Raw genomic sequence first — 26525 nt, 5'->3', positions numbered from 1 at the left:
GAGTACTGGCGCGGAGGGAATTTGACATTCGTGAGCACCAGCACGCAGGACTGACACCGAATGCAAGGGTTTGCCTACACGCTGACCAACTCATGATTGAGTCTGTTTCGCTTGCAACAATTGATCAATTACCCGCAATGCTTTTTCTGTTCCACCTGCTGTTTGGAAGCTTTCCTCAATTTTTTCAATTCCAGCACGGTACGTGTCACTTCCAAGAACAGATTCCACGGTTTCTCTTAGCTGCTTTGCTGTCAGCTGATCTTTATCAAGTGCACGGGCAGCAGATAACTCTGTCAGTCTTTGTGCGACCATCGGCTGATCTTTGTCGACCGGAATGACGACCATCGGAACGTGATAATGAATGCCTTCATTGACACTGTTCATTCCGCCATGTGTCACAAACACATCTGTCAGCTCGAGCACTTCAAGCTGCGGTACATAAGGCTCGATCAGAAAATGAGAAGGCGCCTCTTTCAAGAGAGACCGATCCACTTTTTCACCTGTTGCAAGCACCACTTTTCCGTTAAAGTCAGCAAAGGCATCGATACACATATTAAAAAATGCTTCTGTATCTCCAAGAACGGTGCCCATCGAAATAAAGACGACCTTTTCTTGCTCAAGTGCTTCCAGCGGGAAATCATGCTGATCTGCCCTTTTTAGAAAGCTCGGTCCAATGAAAACAAACGAGTCGTTCACAGCATCGACAGACGGCTGAAAATATTCACTTGTATACACGATATTCAGTTCTCCGCGATTTTTCATGAATTGCATCAAACGCGTTGGCTGAACGCCAAAACGCTCTTGTATGCTTTCTAACAGATGATCGGCTTTCTCATCCTTTCTGTATAGAGGTGTATCAAAATGCGCCTCTTGCAGCACAAAAGATGGGTTTGAACCGATCCCTGGAATTTGTAAGTAATCTCGAACAAGCTCCCCTGCCCCAAACATATCAAAATAGACAAAATCAAATGAATGCTGCTGAGAAAGTGTTTCCACCACCTCTAAAATATCAAATGATGTTTGCAGCATGGCATGAAAGAACGGCTGCATGGAATCGAGATTTCCTTCATCCACATGTAATGTACGAATATAGTCTGGATGTTTATGTACGTGAGCGCCTAAGCGTTTGATTCGTTCCTCATAATGTACAGTTGTGACCGCATGCACTTCATCTCCTCGATCCGCCCATGCTTTGATGATCCCTAACATAGGATTCACATGCCCTTCAGCGGGAAATGTAATCAATAAAATCTTCGCCACAAAAAATCCCTCCTCATTGTCAATTCTCTTCCATGTTAATCATATACAGCCAGCATGCTCAACAAATACGCCTATAAAGGAAAGAAATGAGTCTTATGGCTAGTAATTTTAAGAAGATATCAAAAAAAAGACAAAGCCCCCTGTTCAGTGCTTTGTCTTTTTTCTATTATTTTTTTTGATCAGTATTTGTTTAAACGCAGCAGACTGTTTTTCAATAGAGATCGGATCAGCATAGATAAATTCATTGATTGAAGTTGAAGAACATTATTCAAACATTAAAATTTTGAGGTCTTTATTGTAACAGTGAACAAGCATAGCATGTAATTGTCCCCTATGATGATATACATGTGTTAATATTTCTAACAACCATTCATACCTTGTATATGTCACACCCCAATATGAAGTGGTACGAGACAGTAGTTCTGTGTCCGATAATTTCATATAATTATTTTTTAATGAATGAAAATTAGTCATTAAGCCTTTTTCTATCGACTTTAAAGTTTTATATGATACATTAGCATAAAACTTTTCCATCTCTTCTTGGGTAGCCTCATTAGCAATACGCCAGTCCGCTTCACAAATGATCGCAATGTGTTCCAGCAACTCTCCGATAGACTGCTTATGAGGTGTTGGTCTTTTTTGTAAATCATCTTCTTCTAATTGACTTACTATTTTTATTAATGTTTTAACAGCTACTTCAATTTGATGTAAAACACTTTCACAATTCATGAGTGCCTCCTTATTAAAGGATTCTGCCCTTTTAGTTGAACAAGCTTTGAGAATATTGTTGAATCAATGATTTTAGACTCCAATTATAGATTAACTTTACTTAATCACTAATCATAAAGAAAATTTGTCTTTTTAACAATTTTAATCTGTGCTTTTTGGTACAAAATGAACTCCTTCACTTAAACGATGATAAATAGTGAAGTTCCTCTCAATTTACTCACACAATACCACTCATAAAAAAACAAAAAACCCTTTATTTCAAAGGGTTTTCAGCTTTTTTCATAAATTATAAAACGAATCCTATCGGATACTATAGACGCGCTCGGAGGGATTCGAACCCCCGGCAGACGTGGTACCGGAAACCACCGCTCTATCCAACTGAGCTACGAGCGCACGATATGTTTTTGAACGTCAGCATATCAAATTATAAGGGAAATGCTGCAAGAAAGCAATGATTAATCATCAGTCCTGAACATGTATTTTCTTCTTTTGGAACCATAGACTAATATGATGGTTTGAAGTGGAATGATTTTGGGGAAAATGGATAGGGGTATTTGAATTTAGGTCAGCGTTTTGTTTGACCTTTATTGACCAAAAATGTATCATTGAATTACATACTTACCTAAAAGGTGAAGGAGGAACATTATGAATTTAATACCTACAGTCATTGAGCAAACAAATCGTGGGGAAAGAGCTTACGACATTTATTCTCGTCTTTTAAAAGACCGTATTATCATGCTTGGTTCTGCGATCGATGACAATGTTGCCAACTCCATCGTGTCACAGCTGCTTTTCTTAGAAGCTGAAGATCCAGAAAAAGATATTTCTATCTACATTAACAGCCCTGGCGGTTCGATCACAGCTGGTATGGCCATTTATGATACGATGCAATTTATTAAACCAAAAGTATCAACTATTTGTATTGGTATGGCTGCATCTATGGGTGCGTTCCTGCTTGCTGCTGGTGAAAAAGGTAAGCGTTATGCCCTTCCAAACAGTGAAGTCATGATTCACCAACCACTAGGTGGTGCCCAAGGTCAGGCAACAGAAATTGAAATTGCGGCAAAACGAATCCTTTCTTTACGCGATAAACTGAACCAAGTACTTGCTGAACGTACTGGTCAGCCAATTGAAGTGATTGAGCGCGATACAGATCGTGACAACTTCAAAACAGCGGAAGAAGCACTTCAATACGGACTCATTGACAAAGTCTTGACCCGTAATGCAGAAGAACAAAAATAATATGACAAAACAAACCGTCTGCTCCTTGAACAGACGGTTTTTTGTGATTGAACACGCTTTAAGACAGCTCCGTCCATTTCTGCTGAAGAGATGGTGTTTGATAAGAAGCCATCTGCGTGATTAATTCCTCCGGTTCGCTGGAAGCATGTAACAATTGAAGGTGTGATTCATTCGAAAAACCTTCCTGTACACTAAACTTCACCATGTCAATGAGCGGATTGAAATAGTCATTCACTTGATACAAACCTATTGGCTTTTGGTGGATGCCGATTTGTGCCCAGCATAGCACCTCAAATAATTCTTCATATGTACCAAAGCCGCCTGGCATCGCAATAAATCCATCAGCCAGCTCGCTCATTTTCGCTTTTCGTTCATGCATTCCTGTTACCTCGATTAATTCTGTCAGCTCTTGATGCACAACTTCTCCTCTAAAAAGCCCCTTAGGCATAACCCCAATGACTTGCCCGCCATGTCTTAAGACCTCATCTGCAATGGCACCCATTAATCCAATTCGTGAACCGCCGTATACAAGACGGATGTCTTGCTCTGCCATATAAGTTCCCAGCTCTACAGCCTTTTGTTTATAGACGTCCTTCACGCCTGGATTCGAACCAGCAAACACACAAATCGTTTTCATCAAAACAGCTCCATCTCTCTCTATGATTTTCTTTACCCACTCATTCTACTATAATTGGTTGTAAAGAAACAGCCGGTTCATCTATATATAGTGTAAAATGAAAAAATGAACACCATATAAGGAGCTGTATAAAGAAAATGCAAACAACTGAGATAGAGAAGTGGATCAAGGAGTTTTACGAAATGAGAAATTGGACAAAATACGGGCCGTTTATTCGGTTAGGCTTCCTTATGGAAGAAACGGGAGAGCTCGCTCGGGCCGTTAGAGCCGTAGAGATTGGGCGTGATCGGCCTGATGAGAAAATACAAGAGACACTAGAGTTAAAGAAAGACCTGATCGAAGAAATGGGTGATGTGTTAGCGAATCTACTCGTTTTAGCTGATCTTTATGATGTGACATTAGAAGAGATTTTCGCCTCTCATCAACAGAAACTCACAAAACGTTTTTCTACTGAAACAGAACAGGCAAAAAGCACGTGACCAAACCGTCACGTGCTTTTTTTACACCCTTATAGATGCTGTGGCGAGATATCATCTGTTCGTTCAAAGAAATGCTGTTTTCCAATATGATGGAAAAGACCTGTTCGACGCAAAAGCTCTTTCGGCTGTGATTGAAGTCCGACAATCATCAGCTTACCATTATGATGCTTTAAACGATTGGAGATATTCATCAGCACCGCTTCTGCTGATGTGTCCATATAATTGACTTTATTCATGAGTAGAATGAGTGTTTTCGGCTTTGTCTGAACATGGTCCAAAATCGAATTTTCCAATGAATCTATCGTTCCGAAAAACAGCGGCCCTTCAATGGAGTACATACTGATGCCTTGCTGGTCTGTCTGTTTTTCTAAAGCAGCTGCCGTTTCCATTTGGGGAACTGCAACATTTGGATGAATGCTGGTCGTCTGGCTCATTTTTTTGATAAAAGCGATAAATGCTAAAATGAGACCTGCGGTGACGCCAATAATCAAATCACCGATGACCGTCAGTAGGAAGGTCACAACAAGTACAAGTGAATCCGCATTTTTCACTTTTACAATATTGATAAACTCTTTTTTCTCACTCATATTCCAAGCAACAAACATTAAAATCGGTGCCATCGCAGCAAGTGGAATCATCGACGCATATGGCGCAAATAGCATTAAGATGAGCAGCACGACGACGCCATGCACAACACCAGAAATCGGGCTTGCTCCGCCATTTTTGATGTTTGTTGCCGTACGGGCAATCGCCCCAGTCGCCGGAATTCCTCCGAAAAGCGGTGCCGCCATATTGGCGATTCCTTGTCCGACGAGCTCCTTGTTGCTATCATGCTTAGTGCCTTTCATATTATCAGCAACCATTGCGGACAAGATCGATTCTACGCCGCCTAAAAGCGCAATGACAATCGCTGGAGGCAGGAGGTATATCATTTTTTCAACCGTTAATTCAGGAATAGCGAAGGTTGGCAGCTGACGAGGGATTTCACCATATGCAGAGCCAATCGTTTCAACTTGTCCTTGGAAAAAGAGAACAGCTAAAAACGTTGAAGCCAATAAACCTAATAGAGCACCAGGTATTTTGGGAATGTATTTTTGTGCCGCCAAAATCACGATAAGCCCAATAACGGCTGTGATGATAGCGAGACTGTTTGCGGTACCAAGATGGACCACAATTTCTCTCATATTGAGGAAAAAGCTTTCATGCTTTTCAACACCCTTTAATCCGAGGAAGTTGGCAATCTGTCCTGAAAAAATAATGACAGCAATGCCAGCAGTAAAGCCGATGATAACCGGACGAGGAATAAATTTCATGAGCTTCCCCAGTTTGAATATTCCGAATAATACAAGCATACAGCCTGCCATAAAGCCGGCAATGAGTAAGTTTTCAATACCGTACTGGCTGACGATACCAAATAAAATCGGAACAAACGCCCCAGTCGGCCCGCCGATCTGATACTTTGAACCACCAAACAATGAAATCAAAATGCCGGCAACGATGACTGTGTATAATCCATATTCTGGTCCGACACCAGATGCAATGGCAAAAGCCATTCCTAAAGGAATTGCCACAACGCCCACGACAAGCCCAGCGATTAAATCGCGTCTAAACTTTGATGAATCATATCCTTCAAATCTTCCATAAAAACGCATGGTATGTGTTGGCCTCCTTCAAGTATGTGTAGATGATTTAGGTATACTGCGCGTCAATCTGTTTATCTTTCACAACGACATCCAGCTTTCCCGTTGCTGGATGAATGACAAGTCCATGAACAGCCACATCACTTGGCATCAATGGATGCTCTTTGACCAATTTCACACTTTGGGACACGCTCTCTTCAACCGAATCAAAGCCTGTCAGCCACCCCTTTAAATCAACTCCTGAGTTTTTCACAATGCTCAAACATTTCTCTTCAATTCCACGTGCTATCGCCTTTTCAAGTAAAGGATCTGCCGCAAGACCTGCCATTCCGCATTCATGATGTCCTACAATGCATACCTCTTCTGCCTTTAGCTCATAGATGGCTAGTAGAATACTCCTCATCACACTGCCGAAAGGATGTGTTACGATGGCGCCCGCATTTTTAATGATCTTCGCATCACCGTTGCGCAGCCCCATGGATTGCGGCAGTAATTCTAAAAGACGTGTATCCATACAAGTTAATATGACGAGTTTCTTTTCAGGAAATTTCCCCGCTTTGTAAGGCTCATAATGTCTCTCATGTACGAACTCTGCATTGTGCTGAAGAATCTGTTCTAATTTTGATCCCATCTTGCCATCTCCCATCTTTTTATAAGTCACGTAAGTCCCTGCCTGTCCCCCTTTTCTTTCGTGTGTTCTCAAGCATAGAGAAGAAAAATGATAGAAAAAAAAGAAAAAAATGAGAAAACGATGAGAAAAAATGTTATCATTTTCTCTATTTTCCGCTTCATCATAGGGGAGACGCGGTCTTCTTTTCAATCTATCGTTCTCTAATCGCCAAAAGACGATGAAATGGTTTAGTAGAAAACGACCATCCCGTTTAATACATTTCAAATATAATATTTTTTCTATCAAAAAATCTCGATCTATTTCCCAATTTGTCAGATAATCTCTCAGAAAATCCGATACTTTCATATGTCACATCTCCCATTAACTGATTTTTATTTATATAAAAAATGCATCAGATGGCATATGAATATACTTTTTCACTAAGAAAACGTCTCTCTTTTCCGTTATTTTAGTATATTAAATATTGAGCAGATAACATTCAAACGTGTTCAGCCGAAATGGTTGCTTTATAATAAAAGGAGCAAGATGATCATGTGAAAGGAGCGAGTTGACTGTGACACCACACATTTTTGTCGCCAAACCATTACCTGCCCCATTTGAGGAAATACTAAAGGATCATTGTACATACGAGGTGTGGCAATCCAAAGACCCTATTCCAAAAGATATTTTGTTTCAAAAACTGCAGCATGCTGATGGTCTTTTAACGTCTGGAACGAAAATCGATCAAGAGCTATTAGATCACGCACCAAAACTCAAAGTAGTGAGCAATAACTCTGTTGGCTATGACAACTTCGATATAGAAGCGATGAGGCAAAGAGGCGTAATCGGAACGCACACGCCTTATACACTCGATCATACTGTTGCTGACCTTGCATTTTCACTCATTCTTTCCTCTGCGCGAAGAATTGCCGAGCTTGATCGTTTTATCCGTGAGGGAAAATGGACGAAATTTGTACAGGAAGAAGATATTTTTGGCATCGATGTCCATCATCAAACGCTTGGCATTATTGGCATGGGACGAATCGGAGAGCAAGTAGCCAAACGAGCTGCACATGGTTTTGATATGAACGTCCTGTATCATAACCGCAGCCGGAATGAAAAGGCTGAATCAGCATATGGCGCTATATATTGCACACTTGATGACCTGCTAAAGCAAGCCGATATCATTGTGTTAATTACACCGCTGACCGATGAAACGTATCATATGATTGGGGAACGAGAATTGAAGTTAATGAAGCAAACGGCTTTATTTGTAAACATCTCCCGCGGGAAAACAGTGGATGAAAAAAGTCTCATTCAAGCGCTTCAAGAGGGATGGATCAAAGGCGCAGGTCTTGATGTGTTTGAGCAGGAACCGCTTCAGGAGAATCATCCTTTCAAAGAAATGAACAATGTCACCCTTGCTCCTCACATCGGTTCCGCTACTGAAACAACACGGGATCTTATGCTGAAACGAGCCATTCATAATGTGATTCATGGAATTGATGGCAAAGCCCCTGTTGATATTGTGAAAGAGCTTGCCTCATCTTAATCGGAAAAGACGCAGGAAACGGAACTGCGTCTTTTTATTTATTTCATCAGGAGAACATCAGGAGAAAAGCCTCATTTTAGCAAAGATCCTGTTTCTTTACATTTCTTTCATGTTCGGGTGCTATAATATGAGGTAGACAAGCATCAAGAGGACAGCATCCGATTTCCTTTATAGGAGGATGAAGATGAAAAAAATAAGTTCGATTTTTACTATGTTCGCTCTGATCGCTGCTATTCTGTTTTCTGGATTTATCCCGCAGCAAGCTCAAGCAGCAACACCTCTTACACCAACAGCCACGAATGAACCGGCTTCCATTCAACTTGCATCAGATTTGCGTACCCTTGCCGTCATTAATACATTTGATGGGGTAGCAGATTATTTAATTCGCTACAAACGACTACCTGATAATTACATCACAAAATCACAAGCAAGTACTCTTGGATGGGTTGCATCGAAGGGAAATCTAGCGGAGGTTGCACCAGGCAAAAGCATCGGTGGAGATGTTTTCTCTAACCGGGAGGGACGTCTCCCTTCAGCCAGCGGCCGAACATGGCGTGAGGCAGATATCAACTACGTCTCCGGCTTCCGCAATGCTGATCGCCTCGTGTATTCAAGCGACTGGCTCATTTACAAAACAACAGACCATTATGCAACTTTCACACGTATTCGATAATGAATAAAGAAAACAGCCCCATTTGACCTAGGGCTGTTTTTTTGATGCCGCTTACGGCAAAAGAGTTTTCACGTATTCCTCAAAAGGCAGAGGCAGCGGTTTTTTCGACACTTCTTCATGTTCATGTGTGGTGACATGTTCCTCGGTGACGACTACACGTCCTGTTGGCGTGAGCTTTGACGCAAGCGGTCTTTTGTTAAAAGGAGAGGCTTCATTTTCATAAATCTCCTGTCTCATTTGGACCAATGTAGGCTCGCTCACCTCTTCCAATGTGAACGCATAGCCTGTTTCAGCGCCTTCTCCTCTGTCTAATTGGAGAAGGTGCGTTCCTTTTTCGGTTTCCTCTGCTTTGACTCGAAACCGAATAGACGCTCCTTCCACCCATTCTTCTGTAAAAGGTACAGGTTGAAGAGGTAAATTCACACCAAATCCCGCATCAATAAGAAACCGTTCGTTGTGATGGTTCAACGTCATGGCTACGTGCGTGCCATCAATTGCCCATGTACCCGCTTCTTTGTTATACACGGTCCCTTGAACGAGCTGTACAGCGAGTCCTGCCTCTTTTAACACATAATATAAGAGAGGATTGAGATCGTAGCAAAGACCTCCTCTGTTTCCTTCAAGAAGATGCTGCTTCAACCCTTCTTGATTCAAGGCATAGGATTGTTTGTTCAGCACAGATCTATTTTCAAATGGAAAGGTGTAGGCCATCTTTTTTAATAATGCAGGCAGGTCATCAAAGGTAATGGACTGCCCTTCGTATCCGATTTTCTGTAAAAAAGCTGATTGCATCATGTACATTCCCTTCTAAAAAAACTGAGTCTGTGAAGAGACTCAGTTTTCTTGATTGATAAAATCCGTTAACGCATCAATGGCTTCTTGTTCATCCGCACCATCTGCTATCAGTTTGACAGTGACCCCAGAACTGATCGCAAGACTCATGAGACCCATAATGCTCTTCGCATTGACTTTTTTTCCGTCCTTCTCTAGAAAAATTTCAGCCCCAAAGCGATTGGCTTCTTGTACGAACAAAGCAGCGGGACGTGCCTGCAAGCCTGTTTTCAACTGGATGGTGACCGTTTTTTCCACCATATGATCTGCCTCCCTTTTTCATTCTCCTATTTGAGTGTAACAGCTTGTCCGTTTCGTAATTGTTCTGCAATTTGATCTAGCTTTCTTAAGCGGTGGTTAATGCCTGATTTGCTGATCTTGCCGCTTTCCACCATTTCTCCAAGTTCCTTTAGCGTAACCTCTTGATAGTCGACTCGCAGTTTTGCAATTTCACGCAGCTTATCCGGCAGAGCATCAAGTCCAATTTTTTCATCAATGAATTGAATGTTCTCGACCTGGCGCAGTGATGCACCAATCGTTTTATTCAAGTTTGCTGTTTCACAATTGACGAGCCGATTTACGGAATTCCGCATATCACGGACGATCCGAACGTCTTCGAAGCGAAGAAGTGAATTATGCGCACCGACAACACTTAAGAATTCGGTAATTTTTTCAGCTTCTTTCATATATGTGATGTAGCCTTTTTTACGCTCAAGTGTTTTACTGTTGAGATGAAATTGGTTCATCAGCTCACAAAGGGCATCATTGTGTTCTTTATATAATGAAAAAATCTCAAGGTGATAGGAAGACGTTTCTGGATTATTCACAGAACCGCCTGCTAAAAAAGCACCTCTCATATAGGAGCGCTTGCAGCATCTTTTCTTGACAAGCTCTTCTGAAATATTACGCTCAAATACAAATTGCTCACCTAATATTTTCAAATCCTCTAAAATGGTTTTCGCTCGTTCTACCAGTCTGACAATATACACATTATTCTTTTTTAATCTCATTTTCTTACGGACGAGCAGTTCGACTGTGACATCATATTTCTTTTTGATCAGCGTATAAATCCGTCTTGCAATGGCTGCGTTCTCTGTCTGTATATCTAAAATCAATTTTCGATTAGAGAAAGATAATGAACCGTTCATACGGATGAGGGCAGAAAGCTCTGCTTTTGTGCAGCAGTCCTTCACGTCCAGATTAGTCAGCTCTTTTTTTGTTTCGGATGCAAATGACATCCTTGCCACCCCCATTCCTATTTTTTCTTATGCAGCAGGTCGACAAGCAGCGAGGCTACTTTCAGCGTGTCGTGACGAATCACATGCTGGTCATATGTAATGATTTCCCCAGGGATGACTTCCAGTCCCATTGCCTTGAGTACATCTGTGTCGAACTGTACAGGCTGTGCCTGTTCTTCTGCATATTTTGCTTTGATCTCTTCTGGAATTTCTTTATTGTTAACAAAAATGGTATCGATAAATGGACGAATCATATGATCGTTTAATGCCTGCACATGATCAGCTGCACTGTAGGAAAGCGTTTCCCCTGGCTGCGTCATGACATTGCAAATATACACTTTTTTCGCCTTTGAGCGAATCACTTCTTCGCCAATATGCGGTACAAGCAAGTTTGGCAAGATACTCGTATACAAGCTGCCAGGTCCAATGACAATCAAATCAGCTTCACGAATGACTTGTATCGATTCTGGGAGCGGTTCAATCGTATCGGGTGTGAGGAACACTCGTTTAATTCGCTCACCGTAGGTTGGGATTTTTGATTCTCCTGTCACCACTTGCCCATTTTCTAATTCTGCGTGAAGAACAACACTTGAATTCGCTGCTGGCAAGACTTTTCCTCTCACATTTAAGACCTTGCTCATTTCTGTGACGGCATGAAAAAAATCACCGGTTATATTTGTCATGGCCGCAAGAATGAGGTTGCCAAGAGAGTGGCCTGTTAAGTCATTCCCTTTGTTAAAACGGTGCTGAAATAAGTCTTCTACAAGCGGTTCAACATCAGAGAGAGCCGCAAGGACATTTCGAATATCGCCTGGAGGCGGAATATTCAAATCATGCCGCAGTCTGCCTGAGCTGCCTCCGTCATCAGCAACCGTTACAATAGCGGTAATATCCACTGGCTTTGTTTTTAGTCCTCTGAGCAAAACAGATAAGCCAGTGCCCCCGCCAAGGATGACCACCTTTGGAAGTGTCGTCATCTATTTTCTGCTTCTCTTTTCAATGTCCCGGTGAGTGACATGAGTATAGTAGTCATTTTTAAAATACTCCGATAAGTAGTTAGCTAGCGTCACTGATCGGTGCTGTCCGCCTGTACAGCCAATAGCGATCACAAGCTGGCTCTTTCCTTCTCGTTTATAGGCCGGAAGCATAAAGCTGAGAAGGTCGATTAATTTCTCTGTGAATTTTTGTGTCTCGCTCCATTTCATTACATAGGAGCGCACTTCTTCATCGTTTCCAGTCTGTGGACGCATGCTCTCAATATAGTAAGGATTCGGCAGAAATCTCACGTCAAATACAAGATCAGCATCAATCGGCAGACCGTATTTAAAACCGAAGGACATCACATTCACTGTAAACACCTGCCCTTGGCTTGTGGCAAAGTGTGCGACAATTTTTTCTCGAAGCTGTTTTGGTTTTAGATCCGATGTATCAAAAATCATTTGAGCCCGGCCTTTTAACTCTTCTAACAGATCGCGTTCCATCGCGATTCCTTCAAGGGGCAATCCTGTTGTCGCAAGAGGATGCGAACGTCTCGTTTCTTTGTATCTTGAGACAAGCACCTTATCGTTTGCATCTAGAAATAATATTTTTGGTGTGATCCAGCCAAGATCACTCATTTCATCTAAGGCTGCAATTAAGCTGTCAAAGAATTCTCGTCCGCGTAAATCCATCACAAGGGCAACCTTGCTCATCTTAGAAGTCGATTCCTTCATGAGTTCTAAGAACTTTGGTAAAAGTGATGGCGGCAAGTTATCTACACAGAAGTAACCTAAGTCTTCAAAGCTTTGTATGGCAACGGTTTTCCCCGCACCTGACATTCCTGTAATAATCACAAGCTGAATATCTTCTTGTTTGTTCGTATTCATGCCTGCTTCCTCTCCTTCTTTATGAAAACGGTTCATGTATTAGTCTCCTTGAGGATCTAACCGATAAGCAATCAATTCAAAATCAGGTGTATACGTAAAAGTACCGTGCAGAAGTCCTTTTCCCTTTAGCATGAAATCAAGAATATGGGAATCTCCTGGAGCCATCGGTAAATGAGGCACATCCTTTACATCATGCCACTTTAAAATGCCTTCCTCTGACTCTGTCACGTTTTTTCCAGTAAACGAATCTGCCATAAAGGTGAACATCATCCACTCTTGAACGATTTGATCGCCTTCTTTTATGATAAAGGTAAAAACACCTTTTAACTGAGGATTTAAAATATAAATTCCTGTTTCTTCTCTATACTCTCGAACGACTGAATCCTTGACCGATTCTCCGCTTTCCATTTTGCCGCCTGGCGCTACCCACCAGCCCCGTCTTGGCTTTTGCAGCAAGAGAACTTGATCATCGTGATGCAGCACACAATTGGTTACTCGTTGCATCAGCTGTCACCTACTCTTATATGTCTTTTTCTTATTATACAGGTTCATCCTGACTCCCACAATGAACATGCCCGTTCTTCACCGAAAACAGACAGGTTTTCGTCTGAAAGAGGTGGCGGGCAATTTCTCTACTCTTTATTTTACAGCATCTAACGGTTCTCCATGCGTCATTTGTGAACATCTCATGAATTTCTGATTTTAAGCAAAAAAAGGACACGGATTCTCATCCGTGCCAAACTTGTATTCCTTATAAAAGGGGGTCAATTACTAGTTTTATCATAACGGATAATTGTTTCACCCGTGTTACATTCCAGTTAAAAGCCCATGACGCTATATTAAGGATTTACGACAGCCATTTATTTCGCTGCTTTCAGCTTTTCAGCAAGCTCTTCTACATAATGCTGTGCGCTTTGTGCGGCAATACTTCCGTCACCTGTTGCTGTCACAATTTGACGGAGTGTTTTTTCACGAATGTCACCAGCGGCGAAAATGCCTTCCACTCTTGTTTCCATTCTTTCGTTTGTCTCGATATATCCTTCTTCATTTGTAATGCCGAGATTTTCAAATGGTTTAGATAGTGGGAGCATCCCGATATAGATAAAGACGCCGTCTGTTTTAAAGTCTTCTTCTTCACCAGTCACCGTATCAATCAAGGTCACACTGCCGACTTTACCGTTTTCTTCATTAATTTGTTTAACGGTTTTGTTCCACATGAAGTCGATTTTTTCATTATCAAAAGCACGCGCTTGTAAAATGCTTTGTGCGCGAAGTTTATCGCGTCTATGAACGATCGTTACTTTTGACGCAAAGCGTGTGAGGTACACACCCTCTTCTACCGCAGAGTCTCCTCCGCCAATGACCACGAGCTCTTTGTTTTTAAAGAAAGCACCGTCACATACTGCACAGTAAGAGACGCCTCGGCCGCCAAGTTCTTTTTCACCTGGTGCACCGATTTTTTTGTATTCAGCACCTGCCGCAACAATGACAGAGCGTCCTTTATATTCTTTTGAACCGGCTTTAACGATTTTGTACTCTTCACCGTCTACGATTTCTTTGATATCGCCATATGCATACTCAGCACCGAATTTCTTCGCATGCTCAAACATTTTATTTGAAAGTTCTGGCCCTAAAATGCTTTCAAAGCCAGGATAGTTCTCGACATCTTCCGTATTTGCCATTTGACCGCCTGGAATCCCTCTTTCAATCATCAATGTTGAAAGATTTCCCCGTGATGTATAAACAGCGGCTGTCATTCCGGCAGGTCCCGCTCCAATGATGATCGTATCGTAGATTTTTTCTTCTGACACAACTGTCACTCCCTCTTCAATTGCTGCTAGCATTTCTTATTAGAATGCCCTTGGGTGATGCTTCCATTCATGACAGAGAGCATCAATTCCACTCTTACTTTTATTCCTTACCCATATCCTATTAAATCTGCGGATAATAAGCGAATCATTTGCTCATATCTTCAAAAAAAGAAAAAGCTTCCTTAAACTGCTGTTTAAGGAAGCCTGTTTACGGTTATATAGTAAGTAATGATTTATTCAACGACTCTTCTCACAACGCCATTGAATGCTTTTTTCCAGTAAACATTGCTCATAGAGTCAACTGAAACACCGCGAGAGCTGTTATCGTTCAAGAATGTACCGTTTCCTAAGTAAATACCAACGTGTCCATTTACTTTATACGTATCAAAGAACACAAGGTCTCCGCGTTTCATGTCAGATGCACTTACAGCTCTTCCTTTACCTACAAGAGAATCTGTTGTTGTACCGCCAACTGGTCCAAGGTTGATACCTGCTGATGCGAATGCCCAGCGAACGAATGAAGAACAGTCAAAACGACGTGCATCAATATCGGCTTGTGATCTGCCGCCGCCCCATTTATATGGAGATTGTCCAACAATGGTAGAACCTGTGCTGATTGCACCTTCGATTCCGCCTACGTTACTGCTGACAGGTGATCCACCGCCAGAAGATGGCTTCTTGCTTGGTGAACTGCTGTTGTTATTATTATTTGAAGATCCACTGTTACTGTTATTTGAAGACGGGCTGCTGTCATTAGTTGAGCTGTTGTCTTCCGCTTGAACACTCGCTTGACGCTGCTGTTGTCTTTGTGCTTTTTCTTCTTTTGCTTTTTGAGCTGCTTCTCTCGCTTCTTTTTCAGCTTGTTTTTGTGCAGCAATTGTTGCGTCTTTTTCAGATGCAATGCTGTTAGCCTCACTGTTTAACTCGCTGATTTCAGAAGATGCACTTCCTTTTTGCTTTTTCACTTGCTTGAATAGCTTGTCTTTTTCATCAAGCTGTTTATTCAAGTCTGTTTGAAGCGTTTCAAGCTTTGCAAGTGTCTTTTGAACATCTTCAAGCTTTGTATTTAATTCGTTTTCAGACTTTTGAAGCTCAGCTTTGTCTTTTTCTTGCTCTTTAATGATTTCGCTGTCTGCGTTGATGAGTGTAGATACTGCACCTGCACGGCTGATGAAATCGCTAAAGCTTTTCGCTCCTAGTAATACATCTATGTATTTCGTAGAACCGCCGCTTTCTTGAAGCGCACGTACACGCTTTTTCAAGAATTTGTTTCTATCTTCAATACGTTTTTCAGTATCAGCAATTTCTTGTTTCAGTGCTTTGATTTCTTTTTTTGTTTTTTCATTTTCTTTTTGTTTTTCTTCGATTTGATCACTTGTTTTTAAAGCTTTCTCGTCAATTTCTTTTAGCTTTAGTGCAAGTGCCTCTTGTTTTGCTTCAAGCTTTGAAAGCTCATCTTTTTTCTTTTGAAGGTTTTTGTTGACCTCAGATTGCTTGCTGTCCAGCTCTTGTTTCTTTTGTTCAAAGTTCTGTGCGTTTGCTTCATGAGTAAATGGGATAAATAAACTGCTCGCTCCGATGACCGAAGCTAAACCGAAAGTAATAAACTTTTTCACGAATAGTTCCTCCTTTGACAATTTCCAAGCGACATGAGAAAGCAGCAAATTCTCTGCGACCAATCTGTGCTATCTATGTCTTTCTTCCTGATTGATCAGTCAGATGTTGACCAGATTGTTTCTATCACTAGGTGTTTCATTATGTATAGTAAAATATCTAAATATATATCTTTGTTTTAATCCACGATTTTCATTATACATGAGACATCGACAAAATGAGCTAATATTTTTATTACATTTATGTTTCAAAAACATGTCGTGATTGTCATACTTCGCCAAATCCTTGCAAATCCCACCTTTTTATCCAATAAAAAAGCATGACCTTTTCGGCCATGCTGCAATCTGCTGAATCTATTTACCTATTTAATCGATTAACGCACAAATGACTTGTTCATATTTAGACAGTGTTTGAACGCTGATTTGAAAAGAGGCTGCAATCTCTTTTTTGCTCACAGCTGATTCTTCTTGCTCCTGCATCCATAAATAATAAGATGCTGCTGCCCATGCAGGCGCATTTTTCTTATCTACGCCAGAAGCACGTGCCTGCTGAATAATATGGAATAACCAAAAATAAGGCATATGGCTGTCAGGCTGAACAGCTTCTTCCAAGCTGGATGCCGCCTGTTTTGCGAAAACCGCATCTTCTGAAAACGACCGTACTTCCATTTCATCTTCGTATAAGAGCAGTTCAATGAATTGCTGTTCGAAGGCTGTTTTCGCTGCGCGTGCATCAAGGACAGATTGAAGAACGTCACGTTCCCCTTTTTGTTTGCTCACATAGTACGCAGTCAGCCGCTCCTCAATGGAGACCATTGGCTCAGTCTCCTCAGGCTTATCCTGCCACGGCTTGATTTCATCTGCATCGATATCTTCTTCGACCATCTTATCCCAAACCGTCTGTGCAAGCGTTTTGTGGCCTGTATAATAAGCTGCGCTTGCGAGCCAGTATAAAAATGTACTATCTCCCTGAAAGCCTGTTTTGTACAAAGAATAAAGCCATTTAAAGGCCCATTCAAATTCTCCAACTAGGGCAAATGTTGCGCCAAGCTTATAACGCTGTTCACTTAATATTGGATACACGTGCGTTAATTGCTTTGCTAACGTATTGACCTTCTCTTCTTCTTTTTCATAATGATAGAAGACAAGCTGGTTGCAAAGGGCATGCAGATTACCCGGATTTTCATGAAGAACCCGGTTCAACATCTCTTTCGCCTGATGGATTTGACCAGAATAAAAATAGGCCAAAGCGAGATTATTATACGCTGACCAAAATTCTGGATACTCAACAATCATCTGTTCCAGCATTTCAATGGCTTCATCAAGCCTGCCGCTTTCTAGCAAGTGATTCGCTTGATCCTGCTTCACAATCAGGTCATCCTGATCGTAAGGAAAATCTTCGTCCTCTTCGTCGCTCATATCGAGCAGGTCGAGGAGATCTTCATTTTCATCTGCAAATTCCCCGTTCTCTTCCAATGAAGCATAGGCAGTAGCTGACTTATATGCCTCTTGAAAGAGTCCTAGATTGGCATAATTATTGGCTTTAAAATAGTGACACTCAGACATGTTTTCATCGATATGTTCAAGTATGAAATCAAGCAGTTCATTTGATTGTTGGTAATGACCCAATTCAGTATAAATAATGGCAAGCTGTGATAGCATTTCTACATTTTCAGGCTCAAGTACGATAGCCCGCTGTATCAGCTTACTCGCTTTAGATAGATTTCTTTCTCTATAAGCTTTTAGACCTTTATGAAAAAAGTAATGCCCATCTTGGAATAGCTGGACGACTTGTGTGTGATTATTTTGAGAAGTGTATTTACTCACCGATACCCTCCATTTCGAACAGTGTACCGTGTGTAGTATAACATACTTCATGAGTCGTCACATAGAACAAAAGAAAAGGAAGGATTTGTTTTTCACTCAAAAACAAAAAGCCAAAGGTGCCCCCGGCTTTTCATTCACCTTGATGACGCTTTTTTAATACCTTTAATACATCATCAAGCGGCAATTGCTGTTCACGTAATAACACAAGCAGATGATACAGAAGATCGGCTGTTTCCCATTTCAATTCTTCTTGATCCCGATTTTTCGCTGCAATGATGACCTCTGACGCTTCTTCCCCTACCTTTTTGAGGATTTTATCGACCCCTTTTTCAAATAGATAGGTTGTATAAGCGCCTTCTGGCATTTCTGTCTGACGTTTTGCAATCACCTGTTCAAGTTCATTTAAAATCGCAAAACGATCCTGCTCTTCCGTTTGACGCTTCACGCCTTCTTCCGAAAAGCAGCTATAGCTGCCAGTATGGCAGGCTGGCCCACTTGGTGTCACAAGAACAAGCAGAGCATCCTTGTCACAGTCATATCGAATGGTTGTGACTCGCTGAGTATGTCCAGATGTGGCGCCTTTGTGCCAAAGCTCGTTTCTTGACCGGCTGTAAAACCATGTTTCCCCTGTCTCCAGTGTTTTTTCATAGGATTCTTGATTCATATACGCCAATGTCAATACTTCCTTACTTTGAGCATCCTGTACAATCGCAGGTATCAGGCCTGCCTCATTAAAGGATAATTCGTTTGCCTGTTTCATCTGACCTTCACCCCGTGTTCTCTCAAGTATGTCTTTACCTCTTGAATTGAAGTCTCTTTATAATGGAAAATGGAGGCTGCTAATGCTGCATCAGCTTCTCCTTTTGTAAATGCCTCCAGCATATGCTCGGCATTGCCAGCGCCTCCCGAGGCAATGACAGGTACGGTGACGGCTTCTGATACAAGCTTTGTTAATCGATGATCAAAGCCTTTTTTCTCACCGTCGGCATCCATACTTGTCAGCAAAATCTCTCCTGCACCTCTCTGCACAGCTTCCTTCGCCCAGTCGCTGACCTCTAAATCTGTTTGACGGCGCCCTCCGTGTGTATAAACCATGTACGCTTTTTTCTCTTCATCATATTTTGCATCTATTGCGACGACGATGCACTGGGAACCAAAAAAATCGGCGCCTTCTGAAATCAGCTCTGGTCTTAAAACTGCCGCTGTGTTCACAGATACTTTGTCTGCACCCGCTCTTAATATGCGCTTCATGTCATCAAGGTGATTAATTCCGCCGCCTACCGTAAAAGGGATGGCAAGAGTGGACGCCACTTGCTTGACCACATCCACCATCGTTTTCCGGCCTTCATGAGAGGCAGAAATATCAAGAAAGACGAGTTCATCCGCCCCTTCCTCATCATACATCTGCGCTAATTCTACCGGATCACCAGCATCCTTTAAGCCGAGGAATTGCACCCCTTTGACCACACGCCCTTCCTTCACATCGAGACATGGGATGATTCGTTTGGTCATCATATGCGGTCAAGCCCTTCAAATGCTTCCGATAAAGTAAACTGCTTCGTATAAAGTGCCTTTCCAATGATCGCACCAGAAACGCCTAACTGTTTTAGCGCTGACAGCTTTTGAAGATCAGCTACCGCGCTGACACCGCCAGAAGCAATCACTTGTTTGCCGGTTGCTTCTGCTAAGCGAACCGTGCTTTCCACATTGGGACCAGACAGCATGCCATCCATTTGAATATCCGTGAAAATAAAGACCTCTGCACCTTCCTTTGCCAATTCCCTGCCGAGTTCCTCTGCCTTCACTTTAGACGTTTCAAGCCACCCCTCAGTCGATACAAAGCCATTTCGCGCATCGATCCCAATCGCTATTTTCTCCCCATATTGCGCCAGCATTTTTTTCACAAAGACGGGGTTAGAAACAGCAGAGCTACCAAGGATGACTCTAGCTACACCATTGTTTAAATAAAAGGCAACGTCTTCTTCTGTCCGAATGCCGCCGCCAATTTGTACATTCACATCTAAGGATGAAGCAATCGCCAGCACATGCTCATGATTGACGCGTTTTCCTGCTTTCGCACCATCTAGGTCAACGAGATGAATCCACTTTGCTCCTTCATTTGCAAACCGCGCAGCCATATCGAGCGGCGAATCTCCATAAATGGTTTCTTGATCATAATCTCCTTGCACAAGCCGTACACATTTGCCGTTTCTTATATCAATCGCTGGATACAATGTAAATTCACTCATTTGTTCACCCTCTGTTCATTTGCTAATTGAATAAATTGTTTGAGCAACGCCATTCCCGTTGTACTGCTTTTTTCAGGGTGAAACTGTGCGCCAAGCACATTCCCCTTGCCGACAACTGCTGGTACTTGAACGCCATAGTCCGCGCTTGCTAATTGCTCTTCTGGATTCATGTCACTCACATAATAAGAGTGAACAAAGTACGCAAATCCTTCCGATACCCCGTCAAACAATGGGGAGGGCTGATGAAATGTAAGCTCATTCCACCCCATATGAGGCACCTTCAGCCTTTGTCCGTCCTGGTCGCGACCCTTTAAAAGAACGACACGCCCTTTTAACAGCCCCAATCCTTTCGTACGTCCTGCCTCTTCGCTTTCTTCAAATAACAGCTGCATCCCAAGACAAATGCCAAATAACAGCTTTCCTTCCTGTACAACTTGGTGAATAAACGTCTCAAGTCCTGTCTGTCTTAACAGCTGCATCGCATCACGAAACGAACCGACCCCAGGCAAAATATAAGCATCTGCCTTTTTGAGCTCCTCCACATCAGAGGAGACGATATAACGGGCACCTGCTCGTTCCAGTGCTTTTGATACGCTGAACAAATTTCCCATTCCGTAATCAATGACTCCGATCATTAGAGCATCCCCTTTGTCGAAGGAATCCCTTTCACACGTGGATCAATGGTTGTTGCTTCATCTAAGGCACGTGCCATTGCTTTGAAAATGGCTTCAATCATATGGTGCGTATTGGTTCCGTAGTGAACGATCACATGAAGATTCATACGGGCTTCAAGTGCAAATTTCCAAAGAAACTCATGCACGAGCTCTGTATCAAAGGTACCGACCTTTTGACTTGGAAAGGCCGCTCTCATTTCCAAATGAGGACGATTGCTTAAGTCGACCACGACCTGGGCAAGCGTTTCATCCATTGGAACAAAGCTGGAGCCATAACGCTTGATTCCCTTTTTATCACCTAACGCTTCCTTAAACATTTGCCCAAGCACGATGCCGATATCTTCAGTTGTGTGGTGATCATCAACATCCGTATCTCCTTTCGCATCGACGGTCAAATTAAAGTGTCCATGCTTCGTAAATAAATCAAGCATGTGTGTCATAAAAGGGACATCTGTTTGAATATCTGCTTTTCCTTCCCCATCAATCTCTAACGCTAAAGAAATATTCGTTTCATTTGTTTGTCTCGCTGTTTCCGCCTGTCTCATGACGATTCCTCCCGCTTTCTCGATTCAATCGACCTTGCATGCGCTTCAAGCCCTTCTAATCTGGCAAAAGCCGCAATGCTATCCCTGTGTGTCTCAAAGGCTTCTTGACTATATGAAATAATGCTCGTTTTCTTTTGAAAATCGGTCACACCAAGCGGGCTGGAGAATCTAGCCGTTCCATTAGTAGGAAGAACGTGATTCGGTCCTGCAAAATAATCTCCCACCGACTCTGGACTATAGCGCCCTAAAAAAATCGCCCCTGCATGCTTGATTTGACCAAGAAGTGATTCTGGATATGCTGTCAGCACCTCTAAGTGCTCTGGCGCTAATTGATTGACGATGTCTACTGCACGATTCATGGAATCTGTCACGTATATACGGCCATGATTTTGTATGGATTGTGCGGCGATTGATTTTCTTGGCAAGGTATCCAGCTGCGTTTCCACCTCAGCCAGCACGTTTTCAGCAAGTGTCTTAGACGGTGTCACCAAAATACTAGATGCCAGTGCATCGTGCTCTGCCTGTGAAAGTAAATCGGCCGCCACCTCACGTGCCATTGCCGTATCGTCTGCTAGAACAGCAATTTCACTTGGACCGGCAATCATATCAATGTCTACCTGGCCAAATACCTCCCGCTTTGCCAGTGCGACATAGATGTTGCCTGGACCTGTAATTTTATCAACAGGCTGGATGCTTTCCGTTCCATAGGCAAGTGCCGCAATCGCCTGCGCACCGCCCATTTTATACATCTCAGAAATACCGAGCTCCTTCGCAGCAACGAGTACAGCGTCAGAGAGGCAGCCGTCTTTCCCAGGAGGTGTCACAAGGACAATTCGTTCAACACCAGCGACAAGCGCCGGAATCACATTCATTAAAACAGATGATGGATAAGCAGCTGTTCCGCCGGGGACATACACACCGACTGCATCGAGCGGTGTCACCTTTTGTCCAAGCATCGAGCCATCCTGCTGGTGATAAAACCAAGAGGATGTCAGCTGACGCTCATGGTATGTGCGAATATGACGGATAGCCGTTTGGATCACCTGAATCATGGCTGGGTCCAAGCGTTCGGAGGCTTTTGTCATTTCCTCCTCTGTAACAAGCGGATCTTCAATGAGCACCCCATCAAATTGCTTGGTAAAAGACTGTACCGCTTGATCACCATTTAGCCTCACTTCTTGTATAATCCGCTGAACAGCCTGACGCTGCTCTTCCGTGCCTGTTTCTAAAGTCCGCTTGAGCGAGAGTGTCTCTGTCTCACCTTCTTGTATGTAGGTGATGTTCATGATGTTTCCTCCCCTTCAATGATTCTTGCAAGGCGCTGCGCCATTTCATCAATCACCGCATCCTTCATCCGATAGCTCACAGGATTGACAATAAATCGTGACGTAATATCACAAATATGCTCCGTTTCAACAAGTCCGTTTTCCTTGAGTGTTTGACCTGTAGAGACAATGTCAACAATACGATCGGCGAGTCCGATGAGCGGTGCTAATTCAATGGAACCGTTAAGCTTAATGATCTCCACCTGCTCCCCTTGTTCTCTAAAATAGGAAGATGCGACATTTGGGTACTTTGTTGCCACACGCGGCGCGACACCGCCCCAGCTGGCTCCCGGCAATCCGGCAACCGCTAAATGGCATTTGCTGATGTTTAAATCGAGCACTTCGTACACATCACGAGCTTCCTCGAGCATGACATCCTTCCCTGCAATGCCAACATCTGCTACACCGTGCTCGACATAAGTCGTCACATCCATCGGCTTCGCTAAAATAAAGCGGAGGTTTTCTTCCGGTACATCAATGATTAACTTTCTTGAATCCTCGAATTCCTCTGGCAGCTGATAACCCGCCTGCCTTAACAGCCCAGCTGCTTCTTCAAATATCCGGCCCTTTGGCATCGCCATCGTCAACACTTTACCCATTTTGCTCTCCCTTTCTAGCGCCGATAAAATAAGTCACCTGCTCAAATGCCTTGGTCATCGCGTCAATATTTTCAATCCCTGCTAAGTCTTGCAGGACGATCTTTTTCCCTTTTGTCCGCTCCTTTTCTGCAAAAGCAAAAGCTTCCAGTCTTTGTTCTTTACTAAAAATCACTGCCTCCTGCGGCTCATTGATTTCTTTTGCATCAAGCGCTTCAAGCAGACGGTCTAATCGAAGCCCAAACCCTGTAGCTGGTGCAGGTGCATCAAAATGAGCAAGCAATTGGTCATATCTGCCGCCGCTTCCGATGACTGACCCAACATGATCTGCAAATACTTCAAACAAAATGCCCGTGTAATAGCTCATATGACTCACCATGCTTAAATCTAGACGGATATATTCTGTACAGCCGTAATCTTCAAGTGTCTCCCAAAGCGACTTTAACTGAGTGAGCACCTCTTTTCCCTCTTGTGAAACGACGATTTCCTCTGCCCGCTCTGTGACTTCCCGGCCGCCTCTTAACTCTAAAAGCTGTAACAGCCTCGTTTTATCGATGGAGGAGAGTGGCAATTGCTTCACATGATGACGGTATCCTACATAATTCTTTTCATATAAGAATCGGCGAAGGACGTTTGCACGCTCTGTATTTCCCAGTACATCTACAAATAACGTCTCTGCTAAAGCGACATGACCGATCGCGATTTTGAAGGACTGAAGCCCGGCATTTTTTAATGCAAATACGACAAGCGCAATCACTTCAGCATCTGCACTAATCGAACCGTCACCAATCAACTCAATTCCGACCTGTTCAAATTCTGATGGCCTTCCGCCTTCTCTTTCCTGCGCCCGGAACACATTAGCCGCATACCCAACGCGAAGCGGATACGCCTGTTCATGAAGCTTTGAAGCCGCCACTCTCGCAATGGGTCCCGTCATATCAGGTCTGAGTACAAGGGTTTGCCCGTTCTGATCTAAAAGCTTAAAGAGCTGTGTATCTGTAATCGCCGATTGAACACCGACTGTATCGTAAAATTCAAGCGTTGGTGTGTCCATCAACCGGTAACCCCAACCATTCATGACCTCTGTTAATGAATGTCTCACTTTTTTCTTTGTCTCATACAATCCTGGTAATGAATCCCGCATACCATATGGTTTCTCAAACATAAACATGTTCTTCTGCACCTCCAACACATTAAAACAAAAAATTCCGAATCCTTTAGTTCGCTAATATGATAATATGCTAACAAAATAAAGTGATTAAATCAATCATTTTTATTTTCTCTCTATTTTCATGAAAAATTTGTGGAATTATTACATTCAAGTGACACCTGTCCCTTTTCTGCATGTTTGGTAAAAGAACGTGCTATAATACTTAAAAATATTGAATAACACAGGAGATTACAGTGAAGTTCATCCAGACATTAATCTTAACTTTGTTGTGCGCATGCCTTGTTTATTTCGGCTTTATATACGTGACACAAATCGACCAAGTCAAGAAGACAGCTTCACCACACGAAGCAGCCAAAGAAAAAGAAAACGATACGGCACTCGCAGCTGAAGAAACACGATCAACGAAAAAAACAGACGCCACATATTCTTCTTTAAAAGGAAGCAAAAAAGCCATGGACGTCATCCTCTACAATCAAATGGATGCCCCAAAGCTTTATAATGGATGCGAAGTCACAAGCTTAGCGATGCTTCTTCATTACAGCGGCTATGAGCAAGTGACGAAAGACGCATTGGCAAATGAAATCAAACGTGTTCCGCTCAATTATGAAAATGGCTTAAAAGGAGACCCGCATGACGGGTTTGTAGGCGATATGGAGAATGGACCAGGTCTTGGTGTTTACCATGAACCTATTTATCAGCTTGCGAAAAAATATGCGGGCGCTCAAGTCGTCGACTTAAGCGGAAAACCTGTCAAAAAGGCCATCTATCAATCACTTGAAAAAGGGTATCCTGTTTGGGTGATTACCACATCCACCTTTGACAAAATAGATAACATCGAAACATGGAATACACCCAATGGCAAAATAGATGTGAGCTTTAATATGCATAGCGTGGTCATCACGGGCTACGACAAGGAACATGTCTACCTAAATAACCCATACGGTGAAAAGAATCAAAAAGTCGATCGCGATCAGTTTGAGGATTCTTGGGAACAGATGGGCCGGCAGGCGATTATCATTAAAGCGTAGAACACCTTTCTCATTGAAAACATGAAAAAACATCCTCTAGCCGTATAGAGGATGTTTTTTTCATGATGATCTTTCTAGTATTTCCTTCAGGCGGTCTTCAAGCTTTTCAGCTGTCATTACTCCTCCGCCTACACTGAAGTATTCAACCTTTTTTAATAAAAATGAGAGATAATTCTTGATCGTTAGACTCCTCACTCATCTTTTTTAGCGGCAGTGAAACGACTTATTCTGCTTCAGATACAACGGTAAAACGTTCTCCAACATGGGCAGCCTGCTCCATTTCATCGACAAGGGCAATGGCGTAGTCGGCATAGCTCACATAGCTGTCACCTTTAGAATTGACAATCAGCTGGTCTTTCCCTTTCACATAAGAACCTGTGCGTTTGCCTGCTGGATCAAAGAATGCAGCAGGGCTGAGGAATGTCCATTTTAATCCTTCGGTCTGTTGAAGATCTTTTAGGTTTTCACCTTGCTGTGAAGCAGTAGGCACATACTCCTTTGGAAATTCTGGTGTATCCACAAGTCTTGTTGTTAGGGCTTCATCAACAAATAGACTGCCTGCCCCACCTACAACAATTAAACGAGTCTCTGGAACCTCTTTCAAGATATCAATGAGCTTTTTCCCAGCTTCTACGTGAAGGTGCTCTTGTCCAGCAGGTGCGCCAAATGCATTGACAATGACATCAAAGCCTTTGGTGTCTTCTGCTTGTAAATGAAACACATCCTTCTCGATAACAGCTACGGATGAATTTGTCACCTTTTGTGCATTTCGGACGATGGCTGTCACTTCATGTCCTCTTGATTGAGCCTCTTTGACAATTTCCTGTCCTGCTTTACCTGTTGCGCCAATAATACCAATCTTCATATGAATTCCTCCTGTAAAATGATTTTATTTGATAAACAAATGTGTAACCGACATAGTTACAACAG

General features: G+C 42.6%; 28 protein-coding genes and 1 tRNA gene. 5 read left to right on the top strand and 24 right to left on the bottom strand.

Annotated elements, in window-relative coordinates; all coding sequences use genetic code 11:
- Window positions 1-90: 90 nt before the first annotated feature.
- From C6W21_RS12960 to C6W21_RS12950, 3 genes are all read right to left on the bottom strand, one after another.
- Window positions 91-1260, bottom strand: a complete 1170-nt coding sequence (locus C6W21_RS12960; protein ID WP_106050693.1) for a macrolide family glycosyltransferase — start codon at window positions 1258-1260, stop codon at window positions 91-93.
- Between the two features lie 264 nt (window positions 1261-1524).
- Window positions 1525-1989, bottom strand: coding sequence for a DinB family protein (locus tag C6W21_RS12955; RefSeq protein WP_106050692.1), 465 nt, complete (start codon window positions 1987-1989; stop codon window positions 1525-1527).
- Window positions 1990-2306: 317 nt separating this feature from the next.
- A tRNA-Arg gene (locus C6W21_RS12950) sits at window positions 2307-2382 on the bottom strand.
- 252 nt (window positions 2383-2634) lie between these two features.
- On the opposite strand from C6W21_RS12950, the gene clpP reads away from it, so the two are divergent.
- Window positions 2635-3231, top strand: coding sequence for an ATP-dependent Clp endopeptidase proteolytic subunit ClpP (gene clpP / locus C6W21_RS12945; protein ID WP_003212962.1), 597 nt, complete (start codon window positions 2635-2637; stop codon window positions 3229-3231).
- Window positions 3232-3289: 58 nt separating this feature from the next.
- Here the strand turns inward: clpP and C6W21_RS12940 are convergent, their stop codons facing one another.
- Window positions 3290-3868: an LOG family protein gene (locus C6W21_RS12940; RefSeq protein WP_106050691.1), complete on the bottom strand. Its 579-nt coding sequence runs from the start codon at window positions 3866-3868 to the stop codon at window positions 3290-3292.
- Between the two features lie 137 nt (window positions 3869-4005).
- Here C6W21_RS12940 and C6W21_RS12935 point away from each other — a divergent pair, with 137 nt between their 5' ends.
- The gene (locus tag C6W21_RS12935; RefSeq protein ID WP_106050690.1) at window positions 4006-4347 is read left to right on the top strand and encodes a MazG nucleotide pyrophosphohydrolase domain-containing protein; all 342 of its coding nucleotides are present in this window, start codon (window positions 4006-4008) and stop codon (window positions 4345-4347) included.
- A 29-nt stretch (window positions 4348-4376) separates the two neighbouring features.
- Here the strand turns inward: C6W21_RS12935 and C6W21_RS12930 are convergent, their stop codons facing one another.
- Both C6W21_RS12930 and C6W21_RS12925 read right to left on the bottom strand, forming a co-directional pair.
- Window positions 4377-5999 (bottom strand): SulP family inorganic anion transporter, encoded by a 1623-nt coding sequence (locus C6W21_RS12930; protein WP_106056411.1) that lies wholly within the window; start codon window positions 5997-5999, stop codon window positions 4377-4379.
- 37 nt (window positions 6000-6036) lie between these two features.
- Complete coding sequence (locus C6W21_RS12925) at window positions 6037-6618, bottom strand: beta-class carbonic anhydrase (protein ID WP_106050974.1); 582 nt, start codon at window positions 6616-6618, stop codon at window positions 6037-6039.
- 553 nt (window positions 6619-7171) lie between these two features.
- Here C6W21_RS12925 and C6W21_RS12920 point away from each other — a divergent pair.
- Together C6W21_RS12920 and C6W21_RS12915 are read left to right on the top strand one after the other, a co-directional pair.
- Entirely contained in the window at window positions 7172-8149 is a 978-nt protein-coding gene (locus tag C6W21_RS12920; RefSeq protein ID WP_106056409.1) for a 2-hydroxyacid dehydrogenase, read from the top strand.
- 184 nt (window positions 8150-8333) lie between these two features.
- On the top strand, window positions 8334-8822 hold the full coding sequence (locus C6W21_RS12915) for a ribonuclease (protein WP_106056407.1): 489 nt from the start codon (window positions 8334-8336) through the stop codon (window positions 8820-8822).
- A 51-nt stretch (window positions 8823-8873) separates the two neighbouring features.
- Here the strand turns inward: C6W21_RS12915 and C6W21_RS12910 are convergent, their stop codons facing one another.
- The 17 genes from C6W21_RS12910 to C6W21_RS12830 all read right to left on the bottom strand — a co-directional run bounded on the left by C6W21_RS12910 (window position 8874) and on the right by C6W21_RS12830 (window position 24567).
- Window positions 8874-9617, bottom strand: coding sequence for an arylamine N-acetyltransferase family protein (locus tag C6W21_RS12910; RefSeq protein ID WP_106050686.1), 744 nt, complete (start codon window positions 9615-9617; stop codon window positions 8874-8876).
- Window positions 9618-9656: 39 nt separating this feature from the next.
- Window positions 9657-9914 (bottom strand): HPr family phosphocarrier protein, encoded by a 258-nt coding sequence (locus C6W21_RS12905; RefSeq protein WP_106043544.1) that lies wholly within the window; start codon window positions 9912-9914, stop codon window positions 9657-9659.
- A gap of 26 nt (window positions 9915-9940) precedes the next feature.
- Window positions 9941-10891: a DNA-binding protein WhiA gene (whiA, locus tag C6W21_RS12900; RefSeq protein WP_106050685.1), complete on the bottom strand. Its 951-nt coding sequence runs from the start codon at window positions 10889-10891 to the stop codon at window positions 9941-9943.
- Window positions 10892-10908: 17 nt separating this feature from the next.
- Window positions 10909-11868: a gluconeogenesis factor YvcK family protein gene (locus C6W21_RS12895; RefSeq protein WP_106050684.1), complete on the bottom strand. Its 960-nt coding sequence runs from the start codon at window positions 11866-11868 to the stop codon at window positions 10909-10911.
- Complete coding sequence (gene rapZ / locus C6W21_RS12890) at window positions 11869-12756, bottom strand: RNase adapter RapZ (RefSeq protein ID WP_106050973.1); 888 nt, start codon at window positions 12754-12756, stop codon at window positions 11869-11871.
- Window positions 12757-12795: 39 nt separating this feature from the next.
- A complete protein-coding gene (locus C6W21_RS12885) occupies window positions 12796-13260 on the bottom strand; it encodes an 8-oxo-dGTP diphosphatase (protein ID WP_106056405.1) in 465 nt (154 codons plus the stop codon).
- 356 nt (window positions 13261-13616) lie between these two features.
- Window positions 13617-14567: a thioredoxin-disulfide reductase gene (gene trxB, locus C6W21_RS12880; RefSeq protein ID WP_106050972.1), complete on the bottom strand. Its 951-nt coding sequence runs from the start codon at window positions 14565-14567 to the stop codon at window positions 13617-13619.
- Between the two features lie 233 nt (window positions 14568-14800).
- Window positions 14801-16183, bottom strand: coding sequence for a C40 family peptidase (locus C6W21_RS12875; RefSeq protein ID WP_106056403.1), 1383 nt, complete (start codon window positions 16181-16183; stop codon window positions 14801-14803).
- A gap of 363 nt (window positions 16184-16546) precedes the next feature.
- Window positions 16547-18007: a tetratricopeptide repeat protein gene (locus C6W21_RS12870; RefSeq protein WP_106050681.1), complete on the bottom strand. Its 1461-nt coding sequence runs from the start codon at window positions 18005-18007 to the stop codon at window positions 16547-16549.
- 130 nt (window positions 18008-18137) lie between these two features.
- On the bottom strand, window positions 18138-18767 hold the full coding sequence (gene hisIE, locus C6W21_RS12865; RefSeq protein WP_106050680.1) for a bifunctional phosphoribosyl-AMP cyclohydrolase/phosphoribosyl-ATP diphosphatase HisIE: 630 nt from the start codon (window positions 18765-18767) through the stop codon (window positions 18138-18140).
- Window positions 18764-19522 (bottom strand): imidazole glycerol phosphate synthase subunit HisF, encoded by a 759-nt coding sequence (gene hisF, locus C6W21_RS12860; protein ID WP_106050679.1) that lies wholly within the window; start codon window positions 19520-19522, stop codon window positions 18764-18766. The genes hisIE and hisF overlap by 4 nt, the downstream gene beginning before the upstream one ends.
- Window positions 19519-20256: a 1-(5-phosphoribosyl)-5-[(5-phosphoribosylamino)methylideneamino]imidazole-4-carboxamide isomerase gene (gene hisA / locus C6W21_RS12855; protein WP_106056402.1), complete on the bottom strand. Its 738-nt coding sequence runs from the start codon at window positions 20254-20256 to the stop codon at window positions 19519-19521. The genes hisF and hisA overlap by 4 nt, the downstream gene beginning before the upstream one ends.
- On the bottom strand, window positions 20253-20891 hold the full coding sequence (hisH, locus tag C6W21_RS12850; protein WP_106050677.1) for an imidazole glycerol phosphate synthase subunit HisH: 639 nt from the start codon (window positions 20889-20891) through the stop codon (window positions 20253-20255). Before hisH ends, hisA begins: the two co-directional genes overlap by 4 nt.
- Window positions 20891-21475 carry an imidazoleglycerol-phosphate dehydratase HisB gene (gene hisB, locus C6W21_RS12845; RefSeq protein ID WP_034316598.1) on the bottom strand — a complete coding sequence of 195 codons (585 nt, stop codon included), beginning with the start codon at window positions 21473-21475 and terminating at the stop codon, window positions 20891-20893. The genes hisH and hisB overlap by 1 nt, the downstream gene beginning before the upstream one ends.
- Window positions 21472-22761, bottom strand: coding sequence for a histidinol dehydrogenase (gene hisD / locus C6W21_RS12840; RefSeq protein ID WP_106056400.1), 1290 nt, complete (start codon window positions 22759-22761; stop codon window positions 21472-21474). Before hisD ends, hisB begins: the two co-directional genes overlap by 4 nt.
- Entirely contained in the window at window positions 22758-23399 is a 642-nt protein-coding gene (hisG, locus tag C6W21_RS12835; RefSeq protein ID WP_003213329.1) for an ATP phosphoribosyltransferase, read from the bottom strand. The genes hisD and hisG overlap by 4 nt, the downstream gene beginning before the upstream one ends.
- Window positions 23392-24567: an ATP phosphoribosyltransferase regulatory subunit gene (locus C6W21_RS12830; protein ID WP_106056398.1), complete on the bottom strand. Its 1176-nt coding sequence runs from the start codon at window positions 24565-24567 to the stop codon at window positions 23392-23394. The genes hisG and C6W21_RS12830 overlap by 8 nt, the downstream gene beginning before the upstream one ends.
- Window positions 24568-24800: 233 nt before the next feature.
- Here C6W21_RS12830 and C6W21_RS12825 point away from each other — a divergent pair, with 233 nt between their 5' ends.
- A complete protein-coding gene (locus C6W21_RS12825) occupies window positions 24801-25595 on the top strand; it encodes a C39 family peptidase (protein ID WP_106050674.1) in 795 nt (264 codons plus the stop codon).
- Window positions 25596-25818: 223 nt separating this feature from the next.
- Here C6W21_RS12825 and C6W21_RS12815 read toward each other — a convergent pair whose 3' ends face one another.
- The gene (locus C6W21_RS12815) at window positions 25819-26460 is read right to left on the bottom strand and encodes an NAD(P)-dependent oxidoreductase (protein ID WP_106050673.1); all 642 of its coding nucleotides are present in this window, start codon (window positions 26458-26460) and stop codon (window positions 25819-25821) included.
- Window positions 26461-26525: the final 65 nt, after the last annotated feature.

It is taken from the genome of Bacillus sp. NMCN1, from assembly GCF_002998085.1.
Taxonomy (GTDB): domain Bacteria; phylum Bacillota; class Bacilli; order Bacillales; family Bacillaceae; genus Bacillus.
The sequence above is the reverse complement of the archived record's forward strand: the minus strand, read 5'-3'. Positions and strand labels throughout refer to the sequence as shown.

Excerpts from the sequence above, each read along its gene's own strand:
- C6W21_RS12955 (WP_106050692.1), bottom strand. The coding sequence starts at position 1,989 with ATGAATTGTGAAAGTGTTTTACATCAAATTGAAGTAGCTGTTAAAACA.
- clpP (WP_003212962.1), top strand. The coding sequence starts at position 2,635 with ATGAATTTAATACCTACAGTCATTGAGCAAACAAATCGTGGGGAAAGA.
- C6W21_RS12940 (WP_106050691.1), bottom strand. The coding sequence starts at position 3,868 with ATGAAAACGATTTGTGTGTTTGCTGGTTCGAATCCAGGCGTGAAGGAC.
- C6W21_RS12935 (WP_106050690.1), top strand. The coding sequence starts at position 4,006 with ATGCAAACAACTGAGATAGAGAAGTGGATCAAGGAGTTTTACGAAATG.
- C6W21_RS12930 (WP_106056411.1), bottom strand. The coding sequence starts at position 5,999 with ATGCGTTTTTATGGAAGATTTGAAGGATATGATTCATCAAAGTTTAGA.
- C6W21_RS12925 (WP_106050974.1), bottom strand. The coding sequence starts at position 6,618 with ATGGGATCAAAATTAGAACAGATTCTTCAGCACAATGCAGAGTTCGTA.
- C6W21_RS12915 (WP_106056407.1), top strand. The coding sequence starts at position 8,334 with ATGAAAAAAATAAGTTCGATTTTTACTATGTTCGCTCTGATCGCTGCT.
- C6W21_RS12910 (WP_106050686.1), bottom strand. The coding sequence starts at position 9,617 with ATGATGCAATCAGCTTTTTTACAGAAAATCGGATACGAAGGGCAGTCC.
- C6W21_RS12905 (WP_106043544.1), bottom strand. The coding sequence starts at position 9,914 with ATGGTGGAAAAAACGGTCACCATCCAGTTGAAAACAGGCTTGCAGGCA.
- whiA (WP_106050685.1), bottom strand. The coding sequence starts at position 10,891 with ATGTCATTTGCATCCGAAACAAAAAAAGAGCTGACTAATCTGGACGTG.
- C6W21_RS12895 (WP_106050684.1), bottom strand. The coding sequence starts at position 11,868 with ATGACGACACTTCCAAAGGTGGTCATCCTTGGCGGGGGCACTGGCTTA.
- rapZ (WP_106050973.1), bottom strand. The coding sequence starts at position 12,756 with ATGAATACGAACAAACAAGAAGATATTCAGCTTGTGATTATTACAGGA.
- C6W21_RS12885 (WP_106056405.1), bottom strand. The coding sequence starts at position 13,260 with ATGCAACGAGTAACCAATTGTGTGCTGCATCACGATGATCAAGTTCTC.
- hisIE (WP_106050680.1), bottom strand. The coding sequence starts at position 18,767 with ATGAAACAGGCAAACGAATTATCCTTTAATGAGGCAGGCCTGATACCT.
- hisF (WP_106050679.1), bottom strand. The coding sequence starts at position 19,522 with ATGATGACCAAACGAATCATCCCATGTCTCGATGTGAAGGAAGGGCGT.
- hisA (WP_106056402.1), bottom strand. The coding sequence starts at position 20,256 with ATGAGTGAATTTACATTGTATCCAGCGATTGATATAAGAAACGGCAAA.
- hisH (WP_106050677.1), bottom strand. The coding sequence starts at position 20,891 with ATGATCGGAGTCATTGATTACGGAATGGGAAATTTGTTCAGCGTATCA.
- hisB (WP_034316598.1), bottom strand. The coding sequence starts at position 21,475 with ATGAGACAGGCGGAAACAGCGAGACAAACAAATGAAACGAATATTTCT.
- hisD (WP_106056400.1), bottom strand. The coding sequence starts at position 22,761 with ATGAACATCACCTACATACAAGAAGGTGAGACAGAGACACTCTCGCTC.
- hisG (WP_003213329.1), bottom strand. The coding sequence starts at position 23,399 with ATGGGTAAAGTGTTGACGATGGCGATGCCAAAGGGCCGGATATTTGAA.
- C6W21_RS12830 (WP_106056398.1), bottom strand. The coding sequence starts at position 24,567 with ATGTTTATGTTTGAGAAACCATATGGTATGCGGGATTCATTACCAGGA.
- C6W21_RS12815 (WP_106050673.1), bottom strand. The coding sequence starts at position 26,460 with ATGAAGATTGGTATTATTGGCGCAACAGGTAAAGCAGGACAGGAAATT.